At 42.0% G+C, this 9,858-nt stretch carries 6 protein-coding genes and 1 pseudogene; 2 read left to right on the forward strand and 5 right to left on the reverse strand.

Annotation, left to right across the window (positions count from 1 at the left end; translation table 11 throughout):
- Both B4N75_RS04970 and B4N75_RS04975 read left to right on the forward strand, forming a co-directional pair.
- A pseudogene (locus tag B4N75_RS04970) lies at window positions 1-249 on the forward strand (TIGR01212 family radical SAM protein); the annotation flags it as partial.
- 100 nt (window positions 250-349) lie between these two features.
- The gene (locus B4N75_RS04975; protein ID WP_296022555.1) at window positions 350-2,530 is read left to right on the forward strand and encodes a sodium-translocating pyrophosphatase; all 2,181 of its coding nucleotides are present in this window, start codon (window positions 350-352) and stop codon (window positions 2,528-2,530) included.
- Window positions 2,531-2,622: 92 nt separating this feature from the next.
- Here B4N75_RS04975 and B4N75_RS04980 read toward each other — a convergent pair whose 3' ends face one another.
- From B4N75_RS04980 to B4N75_RS05000, 5 genes are all read right to left on the reverse strand, one after another.
- Window positions 2,623-3,681, reverse strand: coding sequence for a glycosyltransferase family 4 protein (locus B4N75_RS04980; RefSeq protein ID WP_296706731.1), 1,059 nt, complete (start codon window positions 3,679-3,681; stop codon window positions 2,623-2,625).
- 45 nt (window positions 3,682-3,726) lie between these two features.
- Window positions 3,727-4,980: a CotH kinase family protein gene (locus B4N75_RS04985; RefSeq protein ID WP_296706733.1), complete on the reverse strand. Its 1,254-nt coding sequence runs from the start codon at window positions 4,978-4,980 to the stop codon at window positions 3,727-3,729.
- A gap of 7 nt (window positions 4,981-4,987) precedes the next feature.
- Complete coding sequence (locus B4N75_RS04990; RefSeq protein ID WP_296706736.1) at window positions 4,988-7,687, reverse strand: YidC/Oxa1 family membrane protein insertase; 2,700 nt, start codon at window positions 7,685-7,687, stop codon at window positions 4,988-4,990.
- Window positions 7,688-7,759: 72 nt separating this feature from the next.
- Entirely contained in the window at window positions 7,760-8,992 is a 1,233-nt protein-coding gene (locus B4N75_RS04995) for a CDP-glycerol glycerophosphotransferase family protein (RefSeq protein ID WP_296706738.1), read from the reverse strand.
- A gap of 80 nt (window positions 8,993-9,072) precedes the next feature.
- A partial coding sequence (locus B4N75_RS05000; RefSeq protein ID WP_296706740.1) for a pyridoxal phosphate-dependent aminotransferase occupies window positions 9,073-9,858 on the reverse strand: 786 nt, incomplete at its 5' end.

The following is a 9,858-nucleotide window of genomic DNA, read 5'->3' on the forward strand; positions in this document are numbered from 1 at the left end:
AAAATTACAAATCTTTATGTTGTAAAAAACACTGTTCTTGAAAAAATGTTTGCTGAAGGAAAATTTGAATGCATGGAAATGGAAAATTATTTTGAAATATTAAAACTTGCTTTTGAAAAAATGCCAGAAAAAGCCGTAATTCACCGTTTTACAGGAGATCCTCCAAAAAAAATTGCCATTGCTCCTCAATGGGCCTTAAATAAAAAAACTGTATTGAGCTATGCAAATAAAATTTTAATAAACCGATGACAGAATTGTTCAAAAACACTGTTGATACAATTTTTAAATTGTTTGTTATCATTTTTTTTACCTTAATTTATTAAGGAATTCAAAAAAAATGGAGTAAAAAATGACACTTTCCGTCTTTCTGCTTTTTGCCGCGCTTTTTGCATTGGCTTATGCAGTTTTCAACTTCTTTAAGGTAAAAAATCTTGAAGAAGGAAATGAATTGATGCAGAAAATTGCATCTTATATTCGTGGCGGTGCTAATACTTTTATCAGCATCGAATATCGCATTCTGGCAATAGTTGTTTTAATTGTTGCTGTAATCGTATTTTTGGCGCTTGATTGGTATGTTGCGTCTGCCTTTCTTATCGGTTCTGTAATGTCTGCTCTTGCGGGTATGGTCGGCATGAAGATTGCCACTTATGCAAATGTCCGCGTTACAAACGAGGCGAATAAAACTCAAAATATCGGGCAAACCTTAAAAGTCGCATTCCGTGGCGGTTCTGTTATGGGACTTTGTGTCGGAGGCTTTGCTCTTTTGGGTCTTTCAATTGTTGTAATTGTTTTTGGCTATGCATTCGGCTGGATTTCCTCAACAGAAGCTGTTCCTGCCTGGCTTACAAAAATCGCCCTTGTAAGATTTCCTAACGTTTTGACAGGCTATGCTCTTGGATGCTCGATGGTTGCTATGTTTAACCGTGTTGGCGGCGGAATTTACACAAAAGCCGCTGATATGGGCGCTGACCTTGTTGGAAAAACAGAAGCGCACATTCCAGAAGATGATCCTCGCAACCCTGCCACAATTGCCGATAACGTTGGCGACAACGTTGGCGATGTCGCTGGTCTTGGTTCGGATCTTCTTGAATCTTATGTTGCTTCAATAGTTGCCGCGATTGCGCTTGGATACAACCTTATCATCAAGACAGGCGTAAGTGGAGATTCCCTTGCCGCTTTGTATACATTCCCGCTCACATTTGCAGCTGTCGGGCTTATTGCATGTGTCATCGGTGTTGCTTCGCTTCTTGTACGCAATCTTTCAAAATCAAAAAAAGTTCACAACCAGCTCAATGGCGCTACTTATGTCGGCGCGGCTCTTACAATGGTTGCTGGCGCAGTCCTTTCATACAAACTTTTTGGAACAGGCAACGTTGATTTTGCAAAGCTCGGATTTAAATTCGGCGCGCTTTCTCCATGGATTGGCGCTACTGTTGGTATTATTGCAGGAATTTTGATTGGCACTCTTGCAGAATTTTATACATCTTCAGATTATAAGCCTACAAAAATTCTTGCATCTTCTTCTAAAGAAGGTCCTGCCCTGACTATTACTTCTGGTCTCGCGCTTGGCATGCGTTCTTGCATGGCTCCTTGTGTCGTTCTTGGAATAGGTATTATTTTGGCCTACTATACTTCAGGTCTTTATGGCGTTGCTATGTCTGCAATGGGAATGCTTTCGTTTGTTTCTCTTACTGTTTCTGTAGATACTTATGGTCCTATTTCTGACAATGCCGGCGGTATTGCGGAAATGTCTGCGCTTCCGGAAGGCGTTCGCGAAATTACAGATACTCTCGATGCTGTTGGCAATACGACTGCCGCAATTGGCAAGGGATTTGCAATCGGTTCTGGCGGACTTGCTGCTCTTGCCCTCATGCTTTCATATATGTATTCTCTTCCAGGAGAATCTGTCGGTGCAAACGGTCTTCCTACATTGAATATTATGGAGCCAATGACTCTTGCAGGCGCAATTGTTGGCGGCGCGCTGCCATTCTTCTTTTCTGGCATGCTTATTGATGCGGTTGCCATTGCTGCCAGAAAAATGGTAGAAGAAGTTCGCCGTCAGTTCAAAGAACATCCTGCGATTCTCGAAGGAAAAGAAGATCCTGATCACAACCGTTGTATTAAAATTTCTACGGAAGGTTCAATCGGCCAGATGAAAGCTCCGGCTTTGATGGCTGTTGTAATTCCTGTTGTTGCCGGTCTCCTTTTTGGCGCGCATTTTGTAGGCGGTATTCTTATCGGTTCAACAATTGCTTCAATTATGATTGCGATTTTTACAGGAAATGCCGGCGGCGCTTGGGACAATGGCAAGAAATTTATTGAACAGGGCGGCCTTGAAGGAATTAAAAAAGGCGGAGAAGGCTATGACACTGTACACGACGCCGCAGTTGTCGGCGATACAGTAGGCGATCCGCTTAAAGACACAGTTGGTCCTTGTATGGACATTTTTATAAAAATTATGTCTACGGTTTCTCTTGTTGCAGTTTCTGTTTTTGCAGAATACAATGTCTGGAATCTTATTTTTAGATAAATTTTATAAAATTTTTTAAGAACAGGGGTTATGTTTTATTCGTTTGTATTTAGCATAACCCCTGTTTTTTACATTTCGTTAAGCATGAAGATTTACAGGCTTTTTATTGCTTCGAGCAGTTTTTTAGCGGCATTTTCGTAAGTATATTTTTCAAGAATTTCTTGTGGAGAAGCCACTTTTTTCTCTAAAAGTTTTGTCAGATTGCAGTCTGTGCTGTCTGCATCAATATAAAAGGCAGAATCTTTGTAGATTTCAGGAAGACTTGCTCTGTTTGAAACAACAACTTTTGCTCCGCACGAAAGCGCTTCTAACGGCGGAATTCCAAAACCTTCGTAATAAGACGGAAAAACGAACGCCTTGCATTTTTTCATAAGCGCTTTTACTTCGCCATCGGTTACGTAGCCAAGCAGAACAACGTTTTTAAGACTTTTTAGCGCTTCAAGTTCAGGAGGAACAAGCCCAGAAATTGCTTTTCCGCTTACTGCGAACGTCTCGTCTTCGTGATTTTTTGCATATTCTGCAATCCATTTTAGATTTTTTCGTTTTGAAAGAGAACCTAGCGTAAAATAAAATTCTCCAGACTTTAACTGCCAGAATTTTTCAAAAATCTTATCGTCTGCCTGTAAATTCTTAAAGTGATCCCAGCCGTTCGGAATAACCTTTATCCTGCCGTCCTGAACTTTGTAGGCTTTTTGAATTTCAGTTTTGGCAAATTCCGAAACTGTAAGCACAATTTTTGCATTTTTTGCAATATTGTGGTACGAAAAAAGACTGTAAACTTTTATGAGCCGGTCTTTTAACGAAACAAAATCTTTCGGATAAGATTTTGCGTAAATATCGTGCAAAAATGAAAGTCCGCATAATTTTCCGAGCGGGGCAGTGTTTGAAAAATTTAGTGCGGTTGCCTTGAATTTTTTGCAGGCAAGGGCAAAAGTCCACATATCCCAAACCGGAAAGCTCTTTATTTGTTTTGAAGACTTTTCTATTTTGATTTTTTTTAAGGCTGGAATTTTTTTTGCATTTGCTGGAACTAAAAGCCTTATGTCGTCATTTTCGTCCAGAATCTGATCCATCTTTGAGCAGACTTCCCAGGCAAACCGTTCAATTCCAGTCAAATTCCTGCAAAGAAAATTTCCATTAATTAAAATCATTTTTCCTCCATCTGTCTGCGTGCGGTTGTATTTTAAAACTGAATTCTACAGAGAATTTATGAAAGAATCCATCCATTCGTAACGCTTGTTACACCAGTCGAGGACATAATTCACTTCTGATTCGTATGTTTTTCGCTTTTTGTATCCCGGTGTATGCGGCCACTGCTTCCTTCCGAGCGTGCGCCAAACCAAATCATCAATTTCCGCGGACGGAGCGAGAACTTCTGATTCTTCAAGAATGTAGCCGAACGAATCTTTCAGGCGCGATTTTGTCTCGTGCCATCTCTCTTTTACAGCGGTCTTGAATTCGTCATTCCGCCAAAGCTCCTTGTACCAGTGGAATTTGTTTATCCAAGAATCTTCCGGGGAAAAATTATTGTCCATGTGGCTTCCGCCAAAAGCAATGTCAAAATCCCAAACCGGGCCCATGTAAAGTTTTTTTGTCTCCGAGTTGAAAGCCATATAGCAGCTCGCCATAAAGTCAGAGTCGCGGTTTTTTGAGAATTCGCTCAAAATATACCAGTCAACGAACGAAGCCTTGTCGATAAAATCGAAAACTTTCGAGTTATCCTGAAGATAAATCTGGTCTTCAATCGACTGCAATATTTCTTTTTCCTTTAGGAATTTCTCTTCTGGAACATCGTTGTCAACAAGGCTGAACGGAACATCCTGCTTTGAGCGGAAATTCCATTCCTTGTTAAGCCTTGAATTCACAACGAAAAGAAAGCTGTCTTTTGGAAGATTTATGCGGTTTTCGCCTTGCTCGACTTTCTCGTAGATGCAGTAAAGCCCTGAAAAATTGTTGTTCAGATAAAGATTCACGAACTTGAAATCTGGAATCCATCCGCCGCTTGTGTTTGTGTAGATTGTAGAAGCGAGGAAAGTGGCGTATGCGTCGCGGACTTTCGACTTGTCAGTCATAAACGGCCGGATTGTCCATTTCTGGGCGGCCGGCATTCCTAATACCCCCCCCCGTATGTTAAATTTTGCAAAGTAGGGCTTTTTCCGGAATGTCCAGGTTGTGTTTCCGCGCCCGCGGATTTTTCCTCTGTATTTTGTGCCGTTTCCGTCTATATAAGAATCATAATTCTCAAAAATAGAAAAGTCGGCGCCGATGTATTTTTCCTTTGACCTGATTTTCTTCTCGCCGTCAGTCTCGATGAACATGACAGGAAGCCCGCAGCCAAAAACCCGTTCCTTTGTAATCTGATTTTTCCCCGACACAAATACAAAACTAACAATAAGAAGAGAAAGAACTAGAAGATAAATGTAAAGCCGCGCAGAATTTTTCTTGAACATAAAAATGTTATCTGCCTTTTTTCCAGTTTGCGGTGTCAAAAATATTATCCCTGACTGTATACCATTCATCATCCTTTATTGAGAAAGTGTTTGAACTGTGCTGGTCAGGCGACCATGTAGAGTTTGTCGTTACTACCGCGCCCCTTTCTTTTTTGATTGAGTCGTCCATCGGCTTTTTTGTGAACGGGTTCGCTGGATTTTCGGCTACGTCTTTAAGAAGCAAAAGCGGAACATCTGCGTTCGTCATAAACGAAGTGTCTGTCTTTATCTCGCCTTCCGCTCCGAAATCCTTGACCAAAAGCATCGGATTCAAGTGATCCATTACGAATCCGTCTTCCAAAGTTCCATTGTAAAGGTCTTCTACGATTTTTCTCTGTCCGATTCCATGGTCGGCGGCGATTATGATTTTTGTGTTATCATAAACTCCATTTTGCTTCAGCAATTCAATCCATTTTCCAATCAGCTTGAAAGAAGCGACATTCGCGCTGTAGCCTGAAAGTTTCGCGTATTTACCGACGCTTTTTCCTGTGATTTTTGTCGCAGGAACGTAGTCTGGCGGATTAAGCTCAAAACCTGAATGAGTGCTGTCGTTTGTTATGCTCAGGAAAGACGGCTTGTCGCTTTCAAAGTCTGTGAGCTGCGGCAAAAAATAAAGCGCGGAATAATAATCGATAAATTCCTGAATATCGCCGCTTTCCTCGTCCGTGCTCCACCATTTTGAGTCATCGTAAATCGCATCGCGGAAAAGGGCAGGGCTTATCCTGAAAAAGCAAACCCAAAGCATATTGCGCTTTATTGAGGAGCTTACAAGATTCGGCTTTACTTTGTCCTTGTTCAAATCCATCCAAAGACCTGTGTAAGTGTGCTCAAGAGAAAGCGGCGTAACGTTTTTCATTCCGCTGAAAATGCTCATGTCCGGAATCCACTGGTAGTTTGCCCAGGAAGTGTCTGCGACAGTAACATTGTAATCGAGCTGCCCGCCGAAAATTTCCGGAAGAACTTTCAGGGCCTCGTTGTTTTTTGCGAGCTTTGACTCGCTTGCGCGTTTATTGAATTCCTCCGGAGTGTATTCATATCCGCCAAAAAGCGGCGGCGCGCCGATAATCGTGTGTCCGCCGTAGGAAATCGTGTTCGGATAATAGGTGAATCCTGAGAAAATATCTTTTAATGACGGATCTTCCTCCAAAACTGAAGAAAAATAAGCGTTCTCGCATCTGTCGAGCATAAAGAGAACGACATTTTGCTTGTCTTTTGAAAGATGCAGAACTGGCTTTACTTCTTCGGCAGTTTCCGGATTGTAAGTTGAAGCAATTTGAACGTAGTCTTTTTTTATCGAGCTCACATAGAAAATTCCGGCTCCAAAAAGAGAAATGCAGCAGATTCCTGCGATTCCCTGCAAAACACCTGAAAATCTGTATTTTATGGCGAATAAGGATGCAACAATGATAAATGCAAGCGCCGCAATGTTCAAAACAATTGCAAAAGAAGAAACTCTTCCCGCAATGTTTTCCGAGAATGTGAGCATTCGTGTCAAAGTTCCGTAGTGCCCTACAAAAACGAATGTGTTTACTAAGGCTCCAGCAAAAAAGACAAAAGAAAGAGCTGAAAAAACAGTCTGGATTCTTTTGTTGAAAAGAAAATATAAAAATGCCGGCCAGACTAAAAAAAGTCCGCACGACTGCATAAGCGTATTGCGTACAAAGCAGACCGGCGAGCCAAAATTGTCGATGTTGAAAAATTCAATTACTGACGAGCTGATTATGCTTGAAGGAATAAAAAGTCCTGTCAATAAGAAAAGCCCGATAGCAGAACTGAAAAATAGAATTCCGCGTGACTTTGAATCATTTAGAAGAGGATAGAGCACGCTGTCAATAAGACGGGAAACGGCTTTTACAAAAGCCGGGGCAAGAAGAACGAACGAAATTACAACAGTCATCAAAATTCTTCGCTTAAAGCTTCCCGGATGCATAAAAACAAGATAAAAGTCGCAGAAGAGAATTGCGGCGGCAACACAGCAGAAAAACACTTTGAGCGGATTTTTAAGCTTCATGAAAATATTTTTTGTGAGCGAGAAGACCTGGTTCAGCGTCCAGTAAAGGACAAGCCCGCTCGGAGAATCATAAAGCACGACCAGAAAAAGCGCCGCCATAATGTAGACCTGGAGCTTTTCCCTTAATGAATGTCCTTTTGTGTAGACAAAGCCCGACGCGCAGTTTATAAGCGTCATTAAAATCGGAAGAATGTTTACAGTGAACGAGCCGATTGAAAAAAGCGCGTCGTTTTTTCCCAAATCACTGAGAATAAAAAATGAGCGGCCCTGCAAAAGCGACAGATGGCTCAAATATGAATATGCTGCCAGAAAAAAAGGAATCTGAATCAGAAGGCTGAAACTTGAGCGCAACGCCATAATAGGATGATAATGGTTCTGACGGTAATATGCCGTAAGAATCATGTACTGCTCATCGCCTTTAAAGAATTTTTTTATTCTCTTTACGCCCGGCTCAAGTTTTTTCTGCACATCGCGCTCGAAATCCGTCCATTTTTCCGCGACAATATAAAGCGGAAGACACATTATTGTGACAGCAAGGCTTACGCCTAAAATCGCCGCGCCAGGATTTTTAAATACATGAAAAAAAAGCGAGAATGAAAATTCAATGATTTGCTTAAGAGGGTAGATAAGAAGGTTAAAAAACATGTCCAAGACCATGAAAGTTCTCCTGACTAATAAATGAATTGCCGGTCAGTTTTTTTACGCCGGCAGTTCAATAAATTTCTCTCTCTATTTTTCAATTTTTTCCATTGTCTGAATCATAAAGTCGGCGGTGCGTTTTCCAGCCTCGCCGATATGCATCCATGCCTCGTCGCGCGCCTTTTTCCGTGCCGCCGCAAGTTCCGGAGAATCGCTTGCGTTTTGAATTACATTTTTGATATTGGCAAAATCCTTTTCTTCGATCTTTATGCCGATTTTCTTGACTGTGGAAAACTGCCAGATTTCGTGGCCAATGTCGTAAGCGTCATAAGGCCCAAGCTCCATTTCTGCGTTTGCATACATGACTGGCTTGTCGCAAAGAAATGTGTAGTCCCAGATAATTCCTGAAAAGTCCGTAATCATAATGTCCGCTTTTTTGAGCGAATAGAAATTGTCCCGGTTTGAATCCCATTCAACGTTCGGCGTGTCTTTGTACGCTGCTTCAAGCTCTGAAAGCATTGCGGCTTCTGAAATCCTTGACTGCGGATGCGGGCGGATTATGATTTTCCAGCCGGTTGCAACGAGCGGATCAAGAAGCTTTTTTCCGTAAAGAGAAAGAAGCGCGGACTTTCCCCATGAAGGCGAAACCAAAACCGTAAACTGATGATTCTCTTCGGCTGGAATTCCTTCCATCTTTTTCTTGAAAACATCAAGATATGTGCATCCGACGGTAACAAGCTGCTTTGCAGGGAGATTTCTTTGCCGTTCCATCTCGCGGATGTCTTCAAACTGATAGTCGCCTGTGCATAAAATCGAGTCAAAATAGTCGATTCCAAAAAGACGGTACATTGTCGGGTCGCCCGGAGAATGAAAAATATGCGAATAATGCCTTACGTTCTTGCTGCGCTTGAGCTGGTAGACCTGAAGCCCAGGTGTCGTCATAAGGACAAAGCCTGCGGAAAGCATATTGAGCTTTGCGAACGCCTTGTTTCCTTCGCCAATTACTTCCGGCTTTACAAATTCGTATTTCTCTTCAAAAACAGGATCCTTGTCGTTTGCAACGTAATACGTGATTTCAATTTTCCTTTTCTCAAATTCATCAAGAACAGGCTTGAAAACGTTCCAGTAACGCTTGTCCTCTGAGTAAATCACATATTTCTTGTAAGACTTGTCGAGTTTTTGCCCCTTTCCGCCAGTAAAGAAAAGCTTCAACTTAAGCCAGAATGCCTTTGCCAGAAAAAAAAGCGTCGCGCATGCTCCAATCAAGATTGAAAAGAGCATTGAGCCTGTGCCCGGGTCGATATAAAGCGGTAAAAATGTCATAGTTTGCTAATCATAAAAATGAGTTTGCAAGAAATTTTAAGTGAAAATTCCTCAGCAAACCCATTTCATCTCCCTTAATTTTATTTTTCGCAGAAGTCCTTGATCAGTTCCAGAACCTTGTCCATGTCAGGCTTCGGAGCGACTGTAATGCGCATTGAAAGGTGTCCTCCCTCTGACCAAAGCCTTACAAGATAGCCGTTTGCGGCGAGATTGTCTTTTAGAGCCTGCACGTCAATCGAGTCGTCAAAATGGATAAAGATGAAGTTCGCGGCAGACTTGAACGCCTTGATTCCCTTTATCTTGTTGATTTCAGAAATAAACTCGTCTTTCAATCTGATAATCGTTTTTGTAAGCTCTGAGTAATATTTCTTGTCTTTGAGGGCGGCAATGCAGACTTTCCGTCCAATGTTTGATGTGCGGAACGGGTTCAAGTCAAGCTTGAAGACCTGTTTTGCCATCGGTGTGCAAAGGCCGTATCCCATGCGGATTCCTGCAAGTCCGTAAAGTTTTGAGAATGTGCGGCAGAACACAACATTGTTGTATGCGTTGAGGTAATATTTCGCGTCATAGGTGACAGTTGAAAGCCCAAGATAAGCCTCATCGACAATTACAAGCGATGACGGGTTCTCCTTGATTACTTTCTCGAGGTCTGCGCGGCTGATTACAGCTCCAGTCGGGTTGTGCGGAGTCGTAATCACAATGATTCTAGGCTTTGTCTTTTTTGCAACATCAAGAAGATTTGCCGTGTCAAACTCGTATGAGTCAGCTCCCGGAACAACGTTGTAATACGCCGCCTTTGCATGGCGAAGCTCGCAGACAGACTTGTAATAGTTCCAGGCCGGAGCGGAAATCAGGACTGTGTCGTC

Source organism: Treponema sp. UBA7570, assembly GCA_002477955.1.
In the GTDB taxonomy this organism is placed as follows: domain Bacteria; phylum Spirochaetota; class Spirochaetia; order Treponematales; family Treponemataceae; genus Treponema_D.